This is a genomic window from Microcoleus sp. BM001215392, assembly GCF_036700185.1.
Classification (GTDB): Bacteria; Cyanobacteriota; Cyanobacteriia; order Cyanobacteriales; family Microcoleaceae; genus Microcoleus.
The window spans coordinates 1-19687 of the sequence record NZ_JAUBOJ010000089.1; the positions used below are offsets into that span (position 1 = coordinate 1).

12 protein-coding genes are annotated in these 19687 nt (G+C 46.5%); 8 read left to right on the forward strand and 4 right to left on the reverse strand.

Features of this window, described 5'->3' with window-relative positions; translation table 11 throughout:
- Positions 1-105 precede the first annotated feature (105 nt).
- The 3 genes from QT974_RS12430 to QT974_RS12440 all read left to right on the forward strand — a co-directional run bounded on the left by QT974_RS12430 (position 106) and on the right by QT974_RS12440 (position 8559).
- Entirely contained in the window at positions 106-2904 is a 2799-nt protein-coding gene (locus QT974_RS12430) for an adenylate/guanylate cyclase domain-containing protein (protein WP_333468788.1), read from the forward strand.
- Between the two features lie 104 nt (positions 2905-3008).
- A complete protein-coding gene (locus QT974_RS12435; protein WP_333468789.1) occupies positions 3009-7454 on the forward strand; it encodes a PAS domain-containing protein in 4446 nt (1481 codons plus the stop codon).
- A gap of 4 nt (positions 7455-7458) precedes the next feature.
- Positions 7459-8559, forward strand: a complete 1101-nt coding sequence (locus tag QT974_RS12440) for a hybrid sensor histidine kinase/response regulator (RefSeq protein ID WP_333468790.1) — start codon at positions 7459-7461, stop codon at positions 8557-8559.
- 229 nt (positions 8560-8788) lie between these two features.
- On the opposite strand, the gene QT974_RS12445 is transcribed toward QT974_RS12440, so the two are convergent.
- Positions 8789-9964 carry an NAD(P)/FAD-dependent oxidoreductase gene (locus QT974_RS12445; RefSeq protein ID WP_333468791.1) on the reverse strand — a complete coding sequence of 392 codons (1176 nt, stop codon included), beginning with the start codon at positions 9962-9964 and terminating at the stop codon, positions 8789-8791.
- Between the two features lie 281 nt (positions 9965-10245).
- Between QT974_RS12445 and QT974_RS12450 the strand changes: the two genes are divergently transcribed.
- Both QT974_RS12450 and QT974_RS12455 read left to right on the forward strand, forming a co-directional pair.
- The gene (locus QT974_RS12450; RefSeq protein ID WP_333468792.1) at positions 10246-10524 is read left to right on the forward strand and encodes a hypothetical protein; all 279 of its coding nucleotides are present in this window, start codon (positions 10246-10248) and stop codon (positions 10522-10524) included.
- Between the two features lie 49 nt (positions 10525-10573).
- On the forward strand, positions 10574-11110 hold the full coding sequence (locus tag QT974_RS12455; RefSeq protein WP_333468793.1) for a DUF2231 domain-containing protein: 537 nt from the start codon (positions 10574-10576) through the stop codon (positions 11108-11110).
- Between the two features lie 221 nt (positions 11111-11331).
- Here QT974_RS12455 and cutA read toward each other — a convergent pair whose 3' ends face one another.
- The 3 genes from cutA to QT974_RS12470 form a co-directional block, all read right to left on the reverse strand.
- A complete protein-coding gene (gene cutA, locus QT974_RS12460) occupies positions 11332-11664 on the reverse strand; it encodes a divalent-cation tolerance protein CutA (protein ID WP_333468794.1) in 333 nt (110 codons plus the stop codon).
- A gap of 146 nt (positions 11665-11810) precedes the next feature.
- Positions 11811-12710, reverse strand: coding sequence for a pentapeptide repeat-containing protein (locus tag QT974_RS12465; RefSeq protein ID WP_333468795.1), 900 nt, complete (start codon positions 12708-12710; stop codon positions 11811-11813).
- A 252-nt stretch (positions 12711-12962) separates the two neighbouring features.
- Positions 12963-15545, reverse strand: a complete 2583-nt coding sequence (locus QT974_RS12470; protein ID WP_333468799.1) for a VIT domain-containing protein — start codon at positions 15543-15545, stop codon at positions 12963-12965.
- Positions 15546-15827: 282 nt separating this feature from the next.
- On the opposite strand from QT974_RS12470, the gene QT974_RS12475 reads away from it, so the two are divergent.
- The 3 genes from QT974_RS12475 to QT974_RS12485 all read left to right on the forward strand — a co-directional run bounded on the left by QT974_RS12475 (position 15828) and on the right by QT974_RS12485 (position 19619).
- Positions 15828-16796 carry an Rpn family recombination-promoting nuclease/putative transposase gene (locus tag QT974_RS12475; RefSeq protein WP_333468796.1) on the forward strand — a complete coding sequence of 323 codons (969 nt, stop codon included), beginning with the start codon at positions 15828-15830 and terminating at the stop codon, positions 16794-16796.
- A 247-nt stretch (positions 16797-17043) separates the two neighbouring features.
- Entirely contained in the window at positions 17044-18702 is a 1659-nt protein-coding gene (locus QT974_RS12480; protein ID WP_333468797.1) for a CTP synthase, read from the forward strand.
- Positions 18703-19193: 491 nt separating this feature from the next.
- Positions 19194-19619, forward strand: coding sequence for a hypothetical protein (locus tag QT974_RS12485; protein WP_333468798.1), 426 nt, complete (start codon positions 19194-19196; stop codon positions 19617-19619).
- Positions 19620-19687: the final 68 nt, after the last annotated feature.

Here is a 19687-nt window from a genome sequence, read left to right on the forward strand (position 1 = left end):
ACTAATAACTAATAACTAATGACTAATGACTAATGACTAATGACTAATGACTAATAACTGATGACTATCACGAACAGAGGGCGCGTTCACTACTAAAAATCCAACATGAAAACCCTGTTAAAAAAACTGTTGGTTCCCCACCACTTGGAGTACCTAGCACTAAATCGAGACTTTTTAATCCAAGAGACATCTCTGCAAGTGCAGCGCTTTGCGGACTCTCCAGCAGAAGTAGCGGCCGGCAACGATGTTCGCATTCCCTTTCCCGAATTGGTGGGAACTGAAGAAATTTTAATCGATATTTTTGAAGGGCGGTTGCCAAATTTTGAATTAAAATCGATGACGCGGGTATTAGAAAATGGCTCGCGCCTTTATTTTGATATGTATATTGTCGAGTTCACCAATGACGATAATTATCAGAGATTAATTGTATTTTTTGAAGACGTAACCGACAGGATGGGTTTGGAACAAACTTTAGTCCAGGCTACCAATGAAATGAATATTTTATTGAGTACCTTAGCCGCCACTAATAATTATGTCGAAAAAATTATTACTTCCATGGCCGAAGTTTTGTTAGTAACAACAAGCTCGGGAAAAATTAAAAAAGTCAATCAAGCCGCTCAAGATTTGTTCGGCTACAGCGAATCAGAATTAGTCGGCCAGCAAATAGACGCTCTTGCTGCGGAGGGTGAATCTTTGCAAGCAGTCAGCCAAGATATGACTCAACTTTCTCAAACGAACACCGAAGTAATTTGCAGCGCAAAAACTGGAGAAAAGCTCACAGTTGCGTTTTCCTGTACGGCGATTCCCAGTGAAATGCAAAGGATTTATGAATCTTCGGCCGCCCTCCAAGATTTCGTCTACATCGGTCGCGACGTTACAGACAGACAGCGCTCCCGCAAACGAAAAGTAGCTCAGTACGTCACCACTCGCATCCTCTCAGCATCTGAAACTATCAAAAAAGCTTTAGCAGCAATTCTTCCCGTGATTTGCGACAGCTTGGGATGGGATACGGCAGAACTTTGGATGTTAGAATCTGGGGAAAAATTGGTGTCAGGAAATAAGAGGATAACTGCGGTTTCCGACCCCAATCTGCTGCGGTGCGTCGCCAGTTGGCAAAAACGCTCAGTTTCGCTCCCCAAATTTGCCGAAGTTGCCCAACAAATCACCTTTGGATTAGGCGAAGGATTGCCCGGTATCGTTTGGGCCAGCGGTTCCCCTCAATGGATTGCAGATGTTACAGAAAGTGATAATTTTCTGCGCCGAGAAATTGCTGCCGAAGAAGGACTGCACGGAGCTTTTGGCTTCCCGATTTTGGGTGACTACGAGCAGGAAAATTCTGCAAGGTCTGTGTTGGGGGTGATTACTTTATTTAGCTGCGAAGTACATTGCTTTGATGAAGAATTGCTCCAGACAATGGCAACAATTGGCAGCCAACTCGGTCAATTTATTAAGCGCAAGCAAGCCGAAATAGCTTTGCGAGAAAGCGAAGAACAACTGCGAGATTTATTTGAAAATGCTACTGACTTAATTCAAAGTATTGGAGCAGACGGTCATTTTTTGTATGTAAATCGGGCTTGGCGAGAAACTCTGGGCTACAGCGAAGCAGAAATTGCTGAAATGACTGTTTTTGATATTATTCATCCTAACAGTTCCCCGGAATCGATGGATATATTGTATCAAGCTATTACGCAGAAAAATCTTGATGAAAATACAGTTTATCCTGACTATATTCAAGCAATATTTATTACTAAACATTCCGAACAAATCTTGCTAGAAGGCAGCATAAGCTGTAAATTTTCGGAAGGTTCGCTAGTAGCGATTCGCGCTATTTTGCGAGATATAACTGCTAGAAAAATGGCTGAGGATGCCTTGGCAAAGTCTGTGTCATTGCTGCAAGCAACCTTTGATTCAACTGCTGACGGTATTTTAGCTATTGACCGGAGCGGAAAAATAGTAACTTTCAATCGAGAGTTTGTGGAAATGTGGGGCATACCTAACGAAATTATGGCACTGCAAGACGACGCCACACAGATCGCTTTTGTGCAGAACCAACTCAAAGACCCTCAAGCATTCCAAGAGAGAATAGAATCGCTTTACGAGCAGCCCGAAGCCGAAAGCTACGACTTGTTGGAATTTCAAGATGGCAGATTTTTTGAACGCTATTCGGAACCGCAGCGGCTGGGAGATAAAATTATAGGCAGAGTCTGGAGTTATCACGACATTACCGAACGCAAGCAAGCAGAAGATGCCTTGCGGGAAGAACAAGAAAAATCAGAAAAGTTGCTGTTAAATATCTTGCCCAAGGCAATAGCAGAACGGCTCAAGCAAAACGAAACTACTATTGCCGAATACTTTCCGGAAGTGACTGTTTTGTTTGCAGATATTGTGGGCTTTACAGCTTTGTCTAGCACCATGAATCCGATCGACCTTGTGGAACTCCTGAATAAGATTTTCTCAAGATTTGATTTGTTGTGCGAACGGCACGGCCTTGAGAAAATCAAGACTATCGGCGACGCATACATGGCGGTGGGAGGGCTGCCGTATCCCCGGGCAGATCACGCAGAGGCGATCGCCCAAATGGCCTTGGATATGCAAACAGAAATAGCTCGGTTTAATGCTCAGAATAAGAAATATTTTAGCATCCGCGTGGGCATTCACAGCGGCCCTGTGGTTGCCGGAGTAATTGGCATCAAAAAGTTTATTTACGATTTGTGGGGCGATACGGTAAATCTTGCTTCCCGGATGGAATCTCACGGTTTGTCTTGGCGGATTCAAGTCAGCGAAACTACTTATCACTTATTGAGGCACAAATATTTGTTTCAGGAGCGGGGAATTATTGAAGTTAAAGGCAAAGGTGGAATGAAAACTTATCTGCTGGTTGGGAAAAAGTCCGTGGACAGTTGACCTGTGACCTGTGACAGCGGTCAGCCGACAGGGGTCAGCGCTCATGAGCCCGATCGCTAAAAGTGTTGCTAAAGTTAGTTAGCAACATTTTTAGGATCAGACTTATGGAACTTACTAACTTGTTGGCAAATTTACGATCGCCCGCCAGATTTGTCGATCGCCATCCTGTGACAGTTGCACCGTCAACTTCTCTTTCCCAGGCCCTCGCCCTGATGTCTCGGGCGACAAACCCTTGCCCGCTTCCGGGTTCAAACACTAGGGTAAAAACATCGATTAATTGCCTCTTAGTTGTCGAGGAAAACCGCCTAGTCGGTGTGCTAAGCCGAGGAGATATGGTGAACTTAGTTGCCGCATCCAGATGGCAAGAAATGAAAGTTGCCGACGCCATGACGCGGAGTTTAATAGTCTTAAAAGAATCAGAATTTACCGATATTTTTACCGCATTTAAGCTATTTTGTCAACACTCGATCGATTGTTTGCCAATTGTGGACGAACCAGGTCAACTCGTAGGTTCAGTCAGCGCAGAAATGATTCGCCCAGTCATGTATAGCTGGATGGAGGTACTGCACCCAGAAGTTGCAAAACGCACGGAAGCACAATCAGAAGTGTTAGAAGCCCAGCCACAGTCAGCCTTCCCCAGCAGCGACAGCAACGAGGAACAACTGGAACTCACCCTAGATTTGACCCGTACCGGCAGTTGGCAGTGGCACATCGCCACCGGCAAAATCGCCGGAAACGACAGCGGTTTCCGGCTGATGGGTTTAAGACCCGGAACCGACGAGTTAAATTATCAGGTTTGGCGCGAGCGCGTGCATCCAGAGGATATCGGCCGAGTCGAGTCAGTCCTCGCCCGCGCCCTAGAAACCCGCACCGACTACGAAAGCGAATTTCGCCTGATTTATCCCGACGGCAAGCTGTACTGGCTTTTGGAAAGGGGTAGAGGGATTTACAGCTCCACGGGTGAGGCTGTGGAGATGGCGGGGATCTCGATCGACATTACGGAGCGCAAACACCTAGAAATTGCCCTCCAAACTTCACAAGCCCAACTCTCGGACATTCTCAATAGCGCCACTCCCTCAATTTGCAGTTTTCGAGTATTTGGCGATCGAGATTGGCAGTACGATTACTTCTCGCGCGGCCACCAGCAAATCTTCGGCTACACCGCAGAGGAACTCATGGGAGACAAAGGCCTGTGGCTGTCGCGGGTGCTGCCGGAAGACCTGGAAAACATCATTTATCCGGAATACGACAACATTTTTGCCGAACGGGTAGCCTCATTAGAGTATCGGTTTTGTCGCTCAGACGGCGCTTGGCGCTGGATTGCCGACGTGATGAGTTCCCGGCGCGACAGTGCCGCAGGTTGCTGGATTGTCACCAGCGTCGCTACAGACATCACCGATCGCAAAAATGCCGAAACAGCCCTGCGCCAGAGCGAAGCCCGCTACCGGGCGATTGTGGAAGACCAGAGCGAACTAATTTGTCGCTACCTCCCCGACGGCAAATTCACATTTGTCAATCAAGCTTACTGTCGCTATTTTGGCGTGCAGCCGTCCGACTTGCTCGGCAACAGCTTTATGCCGCTGATTTTAGAGGAAGACCGAGCAATTTTGCAGGCACAATATGCTTCTCTGTCTCCCTCGGATCCTGTTTTTACTTGCGAACACCGAGTAATTTTGCCGAGCGGGGAAATTCGGTGGCAACAGTGGAGCGATCGGGCGATCTTCGACGAAAACAAAGCAATCGTCGAGTATCAAGCTGCGGGTCGGGATGTCACCGATCGCAAACAAGCAGAAATTGCTTTGCAGCAACTCAATGCAGAATTAGAACGGAGAGTCCAGCAGGGTAATGAATCCTACGACTTGGCAGTATCTGCCGGCAAAGTGGGGGTGTGGGACTGGAATTTGGAAACCGACGAAATTTACATCGATCGGTCTTTGAAAGCTTTGTTGGGCTATGAGGATGCAGAGATTCCCAACCGCGTGCAAGATTGGATGTCTCTGGTTCATCCCGACGATTTAGTTGCAGTCGAGGCAGCACTGAATGCTTATCTAGAGGGTGTGACAGAAGTTTTTGAAATCGAACACCGGATGCTGCGCAAAGACGGCAGCACCTGCTGGCTACTTATTCGCGGTAGTGCTGTGCGATCGCCGCTGGGCAAGGTTTGTCGCCTCACGGGCACGGATACCGACATTACCGATCGCAAATTGACCGCAGAAAAACTGCAAAACTCCGAAGCCGAACTGCTGGCGCTGTTTAATGCGATGACAGATATCGTGCTGGTTTTCGACGCCAGCGGCCGCTACCTCAAAGTCGCCCCCACGGTTCCCCAACTGCTGTACAAACCGGCTCCTGAAGTGCTCGGCAAAACCCTCGCCGAAATCTTCCCGGAAGCCGAAGCTAATTTTGCCCTGGGGCACATTCGCCAAACCTTGGCATCTGGGGAAACCCACAGAGTTGAATACAGCATGAACATTGAGGGCAAGTTATTCTGGTTTGATGCAAGTATTTCGCCGCTGGGAGTCGATCGAGTGATGTGGGTGGCGCGGGACATTACCGATCGCAAACACGCAGAAGCTGCACTGCAAAAGAGCGAGGAAAAGTTTCGCAATTTGTTTGACGATGCTCCAATCGCGATCGGTTTGGCAAACCTGCGCGACTACCGCACCATCAAAGTGAATGAAGCTCACCGCCAGATGTTGGGCTACAGCGATGCGGAGTTGGCGATCGCGACTTTTACTGAACTCACGCATCCAGAAGATTTACAAGCAGAATTAGAGCAAGTCAAGCAGTTGGTAGAGGGCAATATTCCTCGATTCCAAATGGAAAAACGCTTGATCAAGAAGAATGGCGAGCTGATGTGGGCAAACTTTACGGTGACACTGATTCGCGACGGCGACGGCTTTCCTCTCTACAGCATGGCGGCGATCGAAGATATCAGTTACCGCAAGCGGGCAGAAATGGAATTGCAGCAGTTAAAAGAACGCCTGCACTTTTTACTAGCTTCTAATCCGGCGGTAATTTTTACTACCACACCGCTGGAGGATTTTTGTACTACTTATATCAGCGAAAACGTTAAGGCAATCGTGGGCTACGACCCCCAAGAGGTGTTAGCAGATTCTAACTTTTGGTCCAGTCGCATTCACCCAGAAGACCGGCCGCAATTTCTAGTAAACTTTTCTGATTTGTCTGAGGGTAAAAATTGCATTTGTGAGTATCGCTTTCTGCACCGAGACGGATTTTATCGCTGGCTGCGGACGGAACTGAAATTATTGGTTGACAGCAAGAGTATATCCATCGAAATTATTGGTTACGCCGCCGATATCACCAATTCTAAATCCGCCGAAATCGCCCTGAGGCAGCAGTTCGAGCAAGAACGACTGGTGGAGGCGATCGCCCGTCGCGTCCGCCAGTCTTTGCAATTAGAGGAAATTCTCAACACTACCGTTGCCGAACTCCAGCAAGTCTTGTTAGCCGATCGAGTTTTGGTTTATCAAATTTTACCCGAAAGGAGCGGCCGAGTCTTTGCTGAAGCGGTGGCATCCGGATGCAGCCCGCTGGTCGATCGATTTTTTGGCGAAGAAGTTTTTCCGGAGCAAAATTATCAGCTTTATTTGCAAGGGCGAATTTGTGCCATTTCCGAGGTAGATGACCCCTCGATTACACCTTGTATGGTGGAATTTTTGCAACAAATTCAAGTTAGGGCTAAGTTAGTCGTGCCGATTATTCAGCAGGGCAAAGTTTGGGGATTGCTGATCGCCCACCAGTGCGATGGGCCCCGGGAGTGGCAAGAATGGGAAATGAATTTATTTCAGCAGTTGGTAAATCAATTGGCGATCGCTATTCAACAATCTCTACTCTACCAGCAACTGCAAGCTGAACTGAGCGATCGCAAACAAGCCGAAGCAAATTTGAAAAACTCCCTCAAAGAAAAAGAAATTTTACTAAAAGAGATTCACCACCGCGTCAAAAACAACCTTTGCGTAGTTGCCAGCTTGCTAGAACTGCAATCTAACACAGTTCCCGACGCGCAATTAGCCCTGATGTTTGAAGAAAGTCAGAACCGCCTTTATTCTATGGCTCTGATTCATGAGAAACTCTACCGCTCGACCAACCTGGCTCAAATTAATTTTGGCGAATATCTCGAAGATTTGGTAACGAACTTGTTTCACTCTTACAATATAAGTGACAACCGAATTCTGTTGCAGGTAATAGCTGAACCAATTGCCCTAAATCTTGAGACCGCTACTCCCTGCGGCTTAATTGCTAATGAATTGGTTTCAAATATCCTGAAACACGCTTTTCCTGACGGTGCCAGCGGTACAGTTAGTGTAGAATGCTATCAAACGGGCGATCGAGAAATCCACCTCTTTGTCAAGGACAATGGCATTGGCTTTCCTGAAAACTTAGATTTTCGGAAAACTAACTCGATGGGTTTTCAAGTTGTCTGTACTTTAACCGAGCAGTTAGAAGGAACCCTGGAACTGTCAAGACAAACAGGCACAGTATTTCACTTGACTTTTAACGAGTTAATCTATAATAAAAGGTTTTAAAGCTATGGATTTCACGGAAACAATAATTAATATTTTGATTGTCGAAGACGAACTATTAATTGCTAAAAATTTGTCACAAAAATTAGAAAAGTTGGGATACAAAATCGCCGATATCGTTTCTTCAGGAGCCGATGCTATCCAGCGCGCTCAGGAGCTGAAACCCGATTTAATATTAATGGATATAGTCATCAAAGGTGAGATAGATGGCATAGAAACGGCAGCAATAATTAATCAAAAATTTGACATTCCAATTATTTATACAACTGCTTATGCTGACGACGAAACTTTGCAGCGAGCTGAAAATACTGGTTCTTACGGCTATTTGCTCAAACCGTTTAAAGAAAGAGAACTGCACGCCACTATCAAAATAGCATTGAGCAAACATCAAGAAGCAGTTAAAATGAAAAAAATAATTGCAGTTGCAGCAGCAAAAAGCGAAAATAGATCGCGATTTGTTTCAATGGCTTACCACGATTTAAATACTCCTTTGACTACCATACAGCTATCGGCTGAAATGCTGGAAGATAGTGTCCCAGAAACTACAAATAAAAATGTCGCTCGCATTAAAAAAGCTGTCAGCAATATGAGCGAATTGCTAAGCGATATTTTAATGCTCAGTAAAGCAGAAGCAGGCAAACTTTCCTTAAATTTAAATCAGCTAAATGTGACGGAGTTCTGCACCTCTATTTTAGAAGAACTGCAACCGATCGTCACAGACAAACACCTCGTAAGTTTCCTCGCCCAAACAGAGCGACTGGAGGCTAATGTAGATGCAAAACTGCTGCACCACCTCCTGACTAATTTGCTTTCAAATTCTATCAAATATTCTCCGAACGGCGGCAATATTAGTTTAGAATTAAGCTGCGAAAACCAAAAAATAATATTTTGCGTTCGAGATCAAGGAATTGGAATGACAGCGGAATATGAAGCAAAACTATTTCAGCAGTTTGAACGAGGTGCGAATGTCGGCAAGATTAAAGGCTCGGGTTTGGGGCTGTGCATAGTCAAGCACATAGTTGACCTCCACGGCGGTACCATAAGTGTGGAAAGTGCGATCGGCAAAGGTACTACATTTATTGTGGCGCTGCCTTTTATTAGTTATTAGTCATTGGTCATCAGTCATTAGTCATTAGTCATTAGTCATCAGTCATCAGTCATTAGTCATTAGTCATTAGTCATCGGACTTCTTCCGACTTCCATCGGACTTCTTCCGACTTCCATCCGTTACATCCGTTACATCCGTTATATAATCCGTTGCCGAACTTCCTTCTTCCGACTTCTCGCTTGACTTCCATCCGTTACATCCCGTACATTGCAAGTAAGGCCGAACTTCATTATTCCATAAATCGATTGGGAGACAAAAGCTCGATCGCCGAATCTTTTTCTCCCGCAGCCGAATTAGCAAATCGCTCTGCTAAAGCAGGTACGATCGCCAAAGGATTGCTCAAACCCGAAAAAACGTGCAATCTGGGGCGAGATCCAATTTCCCCGACTACGGGCAGCCGATCGGCGCTGAATGCGACAATACAATCGTGCCAAGTTGCGGGTAAATTTGCCACAGCAGGCAAAACTTTGCCGATACCTGCACGAATTGCGGTTTCGCTCAGGGGCCGATCGACTTTAGCATTCAAATCGGTCAAAGTGCGAGACAGTTGGCCAATCCGCAAACTTCCGTCATTAAACTGAACTGCACCAGCATCTAAAATCGGCGGTAGCAACTCTTTACCCGGTTCATCCCAAAGGTTATCTACCTCAATTTTACTCGATTGTGCTTCCAATTCAAAACGTTTTAATACCGCAGGCATTACCAAAGCCCTGAGTTTGACATCCACAGGTGCCGTCTCCAAAATCTCGGCGCGACTAAAATAAACTCCCGCAGAAATACCCGCAGCCTTCAGCAAACTCCGACTCCAACCTCCAGCACAAATCACCACATTTTCGCAAGCATAGCTTTCGCCTAGCGTCTTGACTCCGCAAATCCGATTTTCCCCTACAATCAACCCAATTACTTCAGCAATTTCTATAGTTCCTCCCAAGCGCAAAAACCCTTGACAATAAGCTCGATTTGTGGCAGTTGGCGAAATGTGACCGTGACGCACAGTTAGAGCTCCGGCGATCGCGCTTTGATTCAGCAAAGGCTCCAACTCGCAAGCTTCTGCAACGCTCAAAAGCTGCGGAGGAATGGCAAAATGCGCGTAATTTGCCGCTACTTTTTCGGCATCAGCGCCCGCATCAATTGTCAGCAACAAATCCAACTCGCGAAACTCAGTATCAGCATCTAATTGGGCAGATAAATTGCGATGGCGTTCGATACCTTCTGCACACAATTGCCGAGTTAAATCAGTCGTACCCGACCAATAAGCCAAGCCGCCGTAACTAAAGCGAGTCGCATTTTGCATCGTCGCATCTCGTTCCAAAAGCAGCACAGCAAAACCTTTTTTTGCGAGTTCGTAACTCACCGCTGCACCAGTAATCCCGCCGCCAACTACAATCCAATCGTAACTTTTCATGGGCAATTTAAAGGGAAAAAAGAAATGATACTTTGATTTTAGAGCAATTATGAAAAGTAGGGACACGGTATTGCCGTGTCCCTACTCCCCGCGCCGGACACGGCATTGCTGTGTCCCTACGCTTGTTCTTCCTTCAAAAAAGTCTCTACCTACAGAAAGAGGCGATGCGCGATCGGCATAACTGCAACTTACACCCCTCGGGAGATGTTTGTGCAGGGAATTTTTTCGTTCAATAGTAGCAATTAGAGTCAGCAAAAAATTAGAAACACCACAGAGGTTTTATGAGTATCGACAAACCAGGCAAAGATATGGAGCGCACTGCGAATCCGGGCGATCGCATTTCCGACGAACCGCAAACCATCGAAGAAAAAGCTCAGCAATTAGCTGTTGACCACGTGCCAGATATCACGGGAGATACAGTTACTGTTCCCACTTATTTCATCGTAGAGGAACCCGAGGGGGAAAAGAAAGCCTTGCACCACGTCAAAGACGCCGAGGCAATTTCTGACGTAATTCGACAGGCCCGGGTTGATGAAAATGGCGATCGCATTTGGGATTAATTTCAATCCAATAACAACGGGTTTTGTACAAAATTTATCGGTAGAAATCATGGAAACAAATCAAAGAAATAGTACGCCCTTTCCGAATGTTCCGCCGATTCTCGAAAGTGACGACAGAGAGTATCGCGACGCTGGTATTACCAGTACAGTTTCAGTTGCAGGCCATCCCCTTCACCCCGTAATCGTCACCTTTCCGGTAGCCTTTTTAGTCGCAGCCGCTGGTACCGATATCGGCTACTGGCTCACCAGCGATCCTTTTTGGGCGAGAGCTTCGGTTTGGCTGATTGGTGCGGGTTTTGCTGCTGGGATTTTGGCTGGTATCACGGGCTTTTTAGATTTTACCAGAATTAAAAGAGTGCGCGAGCGCAGTGCGGGCTGGTTGCACATGGGCGGAAATGTCGCGGCTCTGGTACTTTCGCTGATCAACCTGTTGTTGCGCCAAGGAAATCCGGCGGAGCCGATCGTCTTTACAGGTTTAGGATTGTCGATCGTGGTTGCAAGTTTGCTGGGGGTTACAGGCTGGTTCGGCGGCGAACTAAGTTTTCGCCACAAAGTCGGCGTCATTGGCCCTAGCAGTCAAAATTAGTAGGTTTGCGATCGTTTGTAGTCAGGACTTCAGTCCGTCTTGATTCGTGGATAATCAAGGACTAAAGTCCTGACTACGAACCTTGATTTTTTCGTTTGTAGTTAGGACTTCAGTCCGTCTTGATGCGTGGATAAATTAGGACTAAAGTCCTGACTACGAACCTTGATTTTTTGGTTTGTAGCAAGGACTTCAGTCCGTCTTGATTCGTGGATAATCAAGGACTAAAGTCCTGACTGCGAACCTAAAGATTGTCCGATCCAATCGAGATAAGCCTCGCTCCCAGCGATAATGGGAATCGCAATAATTTCGGGAACTTCATAGGAATGGAGTTCCCGAACTTTTGTTTTTAAAGCCTCAAATTTAGCCAAATCTGTTTTAATTACCAACTGCCACTCCGACTCCGCATGAATCTCACCTTGCCAACTATAGATAGAGCGAATTGGCGACAAACTCACACAAGCAGCAAGCTTGTGTTCAACTAGAGATTTAGCGATATTCTCCGCTTCCACCTCCGATGCAGCAGTTACCAGCACCACCCCAAAATTAACAGCCATAAGGATTTTAGATTTTAGATCCGATGCCCAGGGATTTGATATTCCCGATTACAAATTACCAATTACAAATTACCAATTACAAATTACAAATTACCAATTACAAATTCCCCATGCCCCATGCCCCATGCCCCATGCCCCATGAACAATTACCAATTCTTAATTTCCGAAACTTCCCAAGAATTGACTTTGCACGCCCCAGCTAAAGAAAAGTAGCGCCTAGTAGATTCCGGCAAAATAGCTCCCGCCAACAAAGCATTATCTAAATTAGCTCCTATTAAAGTCGCCTCGCTCAAATCTGCCGCCATTAAATCTGCTTCACACAGCCTTGCCCAATTCAGATTTGCGCCTTTCAAACAACTTCCCCTAAACTTAGCGCCGGTTAAGTTTGCTCCCGCCAACTTCACTCCCCGCAACTGAGCCGCGCTGAAATTCGCTCCCGCCAAATTCGAGCCTTCCAAATTAGCTCCCATCAATTTAGCTTCGCTGACGTTGACCCCGCTCAAATCTGCACCGCACAGATTCACCCCTGTCAACTGCGCTCGCCGCAGACTGACTCCGGTTAATTGAGCACCAAAAAGTTTGGCACTGTTGAGCTTGGCACCGTAAAGGTTTGCCCATTTAAAATTAGCTCCCGTGAGGTTGGCGCCCAGGAAGTTAACTAATTGCAAGTCGGCGCTGCACAAATTGGCATTCCACAACACAGCACTCCGCAGGTTGGCGCCGGTTAAAGTTGCGCCGCTTAACTTTACCCTTGGCAATTTTGCTTTTACCAAGAAAGCTCCGCTCAAATTCGCTTTTGTCAAATCTGCGCCTGAGAGTTTGGCTTCGCCCATTTTGGCAAAACTGAGATTTGTTCTGTGCATCAGTGCGCCTTTGAGTGTGGCTTTGGTGAGAAATGCCCTGCTGAGGTTGGCTCCGGAAAGATTAGCGCGCGAAAGGTTGACTCCGATTAATATGGCTCCGCTGAGATTTGCCCCGCTCAAATCGGCTCCAGCAAAGTCTCTTTGTCCTTTTTCGTAATTGTTGAGCAGTTCGCTAACTTCCATAGGGCGTGATACCTTCTCTGATTGGGGGGTTCGAGCGAGAAATCTTTACTCTTCAGGTTGTTTCAGAAATTCTACTGTTACAAAAATTAGACTGTCTTAGCGTTGGCCTCAAACGGTATAACTCCTGTTAACATTACTCTCTGTTCTAACGCGATCTCTTAATAAAGATTTTATATTGTTCTGGCGGTAGAGATCCCGGTTGCGGTATTTTTGACTTAAAAGTTAATGTTTCGTGACATAGATAGTCATTCCTTAACGATCGACATTAATCTGTAGCTTCAGTCTCAGGTTGCCCTCAAATCCTGCGGGAGGTTTCCAGGAGTTTAAGGCAGCCTTGAGACTCTCAAGGGCGTCTGTTGCTTGCAGCGTCGAGGTTTGAGAGTCGTTAGCCACTTTCGCAACACGGCCGTCTTGTACCGTTAAATCCCACACCGTCTCGCCGCTAACTGCCGCTGGAAGATTAACAGATCGCAGGTACTGATTCAGAGAGGCGATCGCCCCAGCATCCAATCCCGGAGCGCTGACTACTTGCAAGCGAGCAGCAATCTGCTGCTGGCGTGGTGGTGGCGGTGGTGGTGGCGGTAGCACCATTCTCGCAGGAGCTGGAGTCACCGGTAGCGGGCTGCTGCTAGTCTGGGCAAAGCCACGAGTGCGGCCTCTGGTTTGCTCGCGCTCGTCCGCCTGGACAATACCTTCATAGCTGACACCCTGCGGCAATTCCACCGGCACTTGCACCCGACGGCGAGCTCCATCTGGTTCGACTCGCACTTCTTCGCTCACAGCCACAAACGCGGTGTATTCCGACAGTAAGCGATAAGCCAAAGCTGTATTAGTCACAGCTTCCACCAGAGAAGGAGTCTCGCCGCCAAACATTTGATTCATTAAATCTTGAATGCGCGATCGCCCCCAAAGTTGAGCTACCGCCGGATTGCCAAAATCTGTCACAATTGCGGAGGCTGAAGTTGACTCCCGTTGTCTGGCTCCGGATTGAGCAAAATTAACAGGTAAAATCTGCTCGTAAGCTTTGCCGCCCGCTTGAGTGCCGCGGATGCGGAGTTGGCCGTTAGTTCGATCGCTCTTTTTGCCAAACAACACCAGCGGCTGACTTGCAAACAAATCCGGTGGTGCGATCGGATAACTCTCCGGTTTTTCGCCCATTCCTTCCCAACTAATTTGAATATTAGTCAATACCGGACTGTTAATTTGACGGAAAAACTTTTCAGCAGCTTCCGCTGAAGGTTCATCTTGACGAATTACTTGAGACGTGCCTCTACCAACTTCGGCCAAACGGTTGAGCAAAAACCGATTCACCGAACTACCCACACCAAAACTGTAAAGTCGATTGCCCGGTTTTATACTTTGCTGCACCAGGGCGAGCACTTCGTTTTCATTACCAATATAACCGTCCGTAATCAGTACAATACTCCGCAGCCTTTCCGTTGGTGCAGCCGGAAACTTCATCACGGCTTGAATGCCATTGAGCAGTTCTGTACCGCCGTTAGCCTGCAACCGATCGATATAATTAATTGCGCTTTGTCGATTTTGGGCAGTATTAGCTAAAGGAGTAGCGGACAGCGCTTGGGCCGTGTTGGCAAAATCAATAATAGTAAAAGTATCCTTGGGATTGAGTCCTTGAATGAAGCGCCGCATCAACTCCTTAGATTTTGCTAGCGGTTCGCCCTGTTGAGAACCGGAAGTATCCATCAGAAACACGACATCTTTCGGTACAATTTCATTGGTTTTGTAGTTTAATGCTGGAATCAAATAAGTCGCAAAATGACCGCCCCGTTGGTCGGCTTGGCTCAAGACTGTGGCGCGAGTATTTTCGCCTGATACTCGATAGCGGAGAATTAAATCTTTATTGGGAATTGTGTCAAAATTCGCTAGTTGGACGCGCACAAGATTGCCGCTGCGTTCTGTTGTAATTTGATGGGAAGTAGAGCGGACATCGCCGATCGCAACTCCGGCATCGATTTCTACCGAAACAGCGAGATCGCGACCCGATCGCGTACCCGGAGGCAAAAGAGGCGGGTTTAGGCGATCGGCATTAAAACTATCGCCCCCCCGGGCTTCGGGGGGGTTGGGGGGGATCGTATTTTGCGAAATATAGCGCGGGCCTACCACAGTGGGAAACACAAATTCGTAATCGCCACCGGCAAATTTGAGACTCTCGGTGTAGCGAATCGTCACTTCAATCTTTTCTCCCGGTTTGATATTAGCCAGAGACTGAGTAAAAATATTAGATCGTTCTTGTTCCAACAAACCCGCAGTCCTACCTTGCTGGCGAGCTTTTTGGTAAATTTCCAAAGCTTCATCGCGGCGTTTGATATCAGCTTTAATAATGCGAGATCCGATTTTAATTTCCATATCGTCCACCGCCGCTTCATCGGGTAGGGGAAATACATAAACAGCTTCTAAAGATTCGGGAAAAGGATTTTCAAACTTCTGTACAACTTCGACGCGGGAGATATTGCCGGCAATTTTAGCTTTAACTTCAGTGTGTTTGAGAGTAAAAACTTGTTCTGCTGCCGTATTTTGAGTCTTGACGAACAAGCCGCCGACCCGACAGCGAGTTTCGGGCGACGATCGGGCGCGATCGCAACTAACATCGTTACTTGCGAGGATTTTCGGCGGCACAGACGAAGGATTTTGCTGCTTCGGATTGGCCGCGGCCCCATTGGGAGCGAGCCACACACCGCACTCGTTAGCGTTAGCGTTAGCGAAGCGATCAAACGGAAAGCGATCAAACGGAAAGCCCTCGAAGAGGATCGCTGCGAGCAATGCGATACCAGCAGAAAGCAACCGTTGAGGTGATAGAACGCAGACAAACTTCATAGCTGATTTTTTCACAGATTTGAGGTGCTCTGTCTACCATGACTTTACCATTGGCGAAACGTTCCTGAGTTAGCTTTCTGGGAAAAATGACTGAACGGGATTTGAGATTTTAGATTACAGATTTTACAACTTCACAGGCGCAGACTGGGACTGGAATCGGTATTGAGGTCGGTTCGGGCGATCGCCCTGCGATCCCACCCAAAGGCTAAATATTGTATAATAGTTAGATGGCTTAAATAATTTTTAGCTCAAGTTTTCAGTTTCTAATAAATTTAAACTACCATGAGTTTCATCAATCCCAAAACCGACTTTGCATTTAAGAAAATATTCGGCTCTGCTGACAGCAAAGACATTTTGATTAGCTTCTTAAATGCAATTCTATACGAAGCAAATCCAGTCATCGAAGACTTAGAAATTCTTGACCCTTATTTAGCCCCCAAAATCAAAGGAGTCAAAAATACTTACTTGGATGTTAAAGCTAAAATTGGTGGCACAAAAACAGTCATTATTGAGATGCAGGTATTGAATGTAGAATCCTTTGACAAGCGCATTTTATATAATGCCACCAAAGCTTATTCAGTACAATTGAAAAGCGGAGAAAACTACAACCTTTTAAATCCCGTGATTGCCTTGACGATTACCGATTTCCAAATGTTTGAGCATCTGGAAACAGTAATTTCGAGGTTTTGTATCAAAGAAAAAAATAATCTCGTCGATTATTTGGCGGATGAATTAGAATTTGTTTTTGTTGAATTGCCAAAATTTGACAAAACTTTAGAAGAATTAGAGACTTTGACTGACAAGTGGATATATTTCATGAAAACCGCTCGGACGTTAAGGTCGGTACCAGAAGAGTTGGGGAATGTGCCGGAACTCCGTAAAGCTTTTGAAATTGCCAATGAAGCGAATCTAGATCCTGATGAATTAGACGATTTGGAAAGGCGAGAAATTTTCATTCAAGACCAGCGCGGTGCAATGACAAAAGCTACCCGAATCGGGATTGAACAAGGTATCAAACAAGGTATCGAACAAGGTATCGAACAAGGTATCGAACAAGGTATCAAACAAGGAAAGTTGGAGTTAGTTGTGGATCTGTTGGAGTCCCGTGTCGGCGTGCTGTCGCCGGAGATCCAAACTCGCATCAGTCAGTTATCCACTGAGCAATTAGATAATTTAGGAAAGGCTGTTTTTGAGTTGGCTAGTGTGTCAGATTTGACCGATCGCTTGCAAGCATATTCTCGATCGAGATAACAGAAGCGTTGGTTTCTGAGCGGCTCTTGGTGTCCTCTAAAAGCGAACTGAGGAACAATCAACAGTCGCCGAACGAGCTCGATCGCACTCCAAACCCATGCCAACCGTGCGATCGAGCTCGCTCGGCGACTCGTCGTATTCGCACCCGTAGTTGAGAAAGGCTCAAACACTGCTGGACAATTTTCGATCTTAGCCCTTAGATTTGAGTGTTACCTTCTTAACTAGAAACATCTAAAGTTGAAAATCTATGAGCAAATTTGTGTTTGTGACCGGCGGCGTGGTTTCCAGTATCGGTAAGGGAATTGTTGCGGCTTCCCTCGGCCGTCTATTGAAGTCCCGAGACTACTCTGTCTCGATTTTGAAGCTAGACCCCTATATTAACGTTGACCCCGGCACTCTCAGCCCGTTTCAGCACGGAGAAGTCTTCGTCACCGAAGACGGTGCGGAAACTGACCTGGATTTGGGACACTACGAGCGTTTTACCGATACTTCGATGTCTCGCCTCAACAGCGTCACCACGGGTTCCATTTATCAAGCCGTGATTAATAAGGAACGCCGCGGCGAGTATCAAGGTAGTACGGTGCAGGTGATTCCCCACATCACTAACGAGATTAAAGAGCGCATTTTTCGGGTAGCAAAAAATACTAATCCTGATGTGGTGATTACGGAAATTGGCGGAACGGTGGGAGATATTGAATCTTTGCCGTTTTTGGAGGCAATTCGCCAGTTTCGCAAGGATGTCGGGCGGCAAAATGTTGTGTATATGCACGTGACGCTGATACCTTGGATTCCTTCGGCTGGGGAGATGAAAACTAAGCCGACTCAGCATTCGGTCAAGGAACTGCGGTCGATCGGCATTCAACCAGATATTCTAGTCTGTAGGTGCGATCGGCCTTTACCTTTGGGTCTCAAACAAAAATTGTCGGAATTCTGCAACGTGCCCGAAGAATGCGTCATCACCGCTCAAGATGCCAAAAGTATCTACGAAGTGCCGCTGATGATGGAACAGGAAGGTTTGGCAGAACAAACTATCAATTTGCTCAAACTCGAACCGCGCCAACCCGATTTGACTCAGTGGCAAACCTTAGTCAAGCGGCTTTACAGCCCCAGCCACAAAATTGATATTGCTTTGGTTGGCAAATACGTGCGCTTGAACGACGCTTATCTTTCTGTGGTGGAAGCTCTGCGGCACGGCGCAATCTCGATCGGCTGCGACCTAAATTTGCACTGGATTAACTCAGAAGATTTAGAATCGGGAAACATCGAAAACTATCTCAAAGAGATGAACGGAATTGTTGTACCCGGAGGTTTTGGGATTCGGGGAGTTGACGGCAAAATAGCGGCGATACAATATGCCAAACAGCATAAAATACCCTTTTTGGGATTGTGTTTGGGGATGCAGTGTGCTGTGATTGAATGGGCGCGCCACACCGCTCAACTACATGATGCCAACAGCGCTGAATTTAACCCGGATACCTCAAATCCGGTAATTAATTTATTGCCGGAACAGCAAGATGTAGTCGATTTGGGCGGTACCATGCGGCTGGGTTTGTATCCGTGCCGAGTCAACCCAGACACGCTAGCTTTCCAGCTTTACCAGAAAGAAGTGATTTACGAGCGGCACCGGCACAGATACGAATTTAATAACGCCTACCGCAATCTTTTCTTAGAATCAGGCTATGTGGTATCCGGCACATCTCCCGACGGCCGATTGGTAGAAATGATCGAATTGCCCAACCATCCCTTTTTCATAGCCAGTCAATTTCACCCCGAATTTCAATCTCGACCTAGCGCCCCCCACCCGTTGTTTAAGGGGTTTATCCAGGCCGCCAGCACCGAGCCAAAGCAGGATTTTGTAGAAGCTGAGCCTCGCGACTTGGTGGTGGGGAAACTTGCAGGAAGCTGAACTCATTTTATGTGCGATCGATGAGTTCTGATATATTAGATATCTGTGGGGGCGGGCGAATACACGCAATATTTAAATCGGGCAGACAATCTGTGTAGTCTCACCCGCCCAACCTAACAATTGGATTTGATTCGGGTGCAACGCGAGCGGACATGATATCGGGCAAAGTTTTCAACGAGTGTCACACCTCACCCCGACCCTAGCATCAGGGTTGGGGGCTAGTACCAGAAGCGATCGGGGAGAATCGAGAAGGTAGAAGGTAAAAATACTGATTTTTTACTTAATTTTTTAGCTAGGATTTCAATAGTGATACCAGTTTCAAAAGATCGGGCAACTGTAGGCAAAACCCCAACCCGGATAGTCATCTGTCATGCCCAATCTAAAATCCTTCGACTGAGCACTAGCCGAAGTCTAAAATCTAAAATCTAAAATGGTATGATTTGTCAAACTATCCTAAAATACCATGAAACGCAGGTTTGAGGAGGGCTTTTGTGGCTTACTGGAGTAAAATTACTTATGACAAAAGTACATATATAATTGACCTTGACACTATTAGTGCTTTTTCTAGCGAACTGGATAACAAGCGTATCACATTTTGGCTGCCTAATAGCAGTCAGCCGATTATCCTGAATCCCCAAGGCAATCAGGAGGCTTACAAGCAAATTCTAGAATACATCAAAAAAACCATCGATCGCAATTCTAAAGGATCGTGGATTAAAGTTAATTACGACCGCAAAGATTTTGCGATCGATCTGAGTCGAATTAGCTCTTTTATTTGCGAACAAAACGGTCGGCTAATCAGCTTTTCATTGCCTGACAGCGCCACTAATATTATTATCATGCGCGAAAGCAACTCGGACGATTATCAAAAAATTCAGGAATACATTAAAAATATGACCGGGCATTCTCTGCCATGAAGAAGTCCTGCCTTCATTGGTCATTGGTCATTGGTCATTGGTCATTGGTCATTGGTCATTAGTCATTA

Bases quoted from the DNA above. Each gene is read 5' to 3' on its own strand.
- QT974_RS12430 (WP_333468788.1), top strand. From the start codon at position 106: ATGAAAACCCTGTTAAAAAAACTGTTGGTTCCCCACCACTTGGAGTAC.
- QT974_RS12435 (WP_333468789.1), top strand. From the start codon at position 3,009: ATGGAACTTACTAACTTGTTGGCAAATTTACGATCGCCCGCCAGATTT.
- QT974_RS12440 (WP_333468790.1), top strand. From the start codon at position 7,459: ATGGATTTCACGGAAACAATAATTAATATTTTGATTGTCGAAGACGAA.
- QT974_RS12445 (WP_333468791.1), bottom strand. From the start codon at position 9,964: ATGAAAAGTTACGATTGGATTGTAGTTGGCGGCGGGATTACTGGTGCA.
- QT974_RS12450 (WP_333468792.1), top strand. From the start codon at position 10,246: ATGAGTATCGACAAACCAGGCAAAGATATGGAGCGCACTGCGAATCCG.
- QT974_RS12455 (WP_333468793.1), top strand. From the start codon at position 10,574: ATGGAAACAAATCAAAGAAATAGTACGCCCTTTCCGAATGTTCCGCCG.
- cutA (WP_333468794.1), bottom strand. From the start codon at position 11,664: ATGGCTGTTAATTTTGGGGTGGTGCTGGTAACTGCTGCATCGGAGGTG.
- QT974_RS12465 (WP_333468795.1), bottom strand. From the start codon at position 12,710: ATGGAAGTTAGCGAACTGCTCAACAATTACGAAAAAGGACAAAGAGAC.
- QT974_RS12470 (WP_333468799.1), bottom strand. From the start codon at position 15,545: ATGAAGTTTGTCTGCGTTCTATCACCTCAACGGTTGCTTTCTGCTGGT.
- QT974_RS12475 (WP_333468796.1), top strand. From the start codon at position 15,828: ATGAGTTTCATCAATCCCAAAACCGACTTTGCATTTAAGAAAATATTC.
- QT974_RS12480 (WP_333468797.1), top strand. From the start codon at position 17,044: ATGAGCAAATTTGTGTTTGTGACCGGCGGCGTGGTTTCCAGTATCGGT.